The organism is Vibrio sp. 811, assembly GCF_033339195.1.
Map to the genome: position 1 here is coordinate 1 of NZ_JAWOUB010000633.1, position 598 is coordinate 598.

1 protein-coding gene is annotated in these 598 nt (G+C 44.1%); it reads right to left on the reverse strand.

Annotated elements, in window-relative coordinates:
• Nucleotides 1–144: 144 nt before the first annotated feature.
• Nucleotides 145–598 (reverse strand): class IV adenylate cyclase (locus R7Q46_RS28520; protein ID WP_318078489.1); only part of this gene is annotated, 454 nt, incomplete at its 5' end.

Genomic DNA, 598 nt, shown 5'->3' on the forward strand with positions numbered 1-598 from the left:
AGTGTGGGTTCAGTGCATCAGCACTATGGTAATCATAGTGCTGTTTACTAGGAGTTGCCTGTCAAACCAATGAGAAGAACACAAAAATGACATTGTGTTTTGAGAAGAATTCGCTTCGCGTTTTAGAAAGGAAAGAAATAGCGACTATGCTGATAAAATCTCTTTGTATGAGCGATGCTCTCTATCCGCTTCGCTCAGATGAAACTGCTGCGCAAGTGCGACTAACCGCTCGCGATAGCGAGCCAATGCTGTTTCGTCGTCGGTCATAATAGCGAACTCCGCAAAGTGACCAAAACCATCGAGAAAATCTAAGGTGATATGGAACTCGCCGACAAAGAAGATACTTCTGATTTTCTTGCTGCGTTGAATCACTTCGTAGCCCATGTTTTCGAGCATACTTTGAGCAGAATCTAACTTAGTGATATTTGTTGCTTCACAACGGTCAGCTTCTGGCCCTTTTACAATCCACAGTTTGATACCGGCAGGCTGAATTTCTCTGAGCACTAAACTCTTGCCCTGCTGAGTCAGCGTGCGTTGTGGGGTATCGTAAAACCAATCTGACTCTTGGTTGTTTTCGAACATGACTTCATGCTCAATC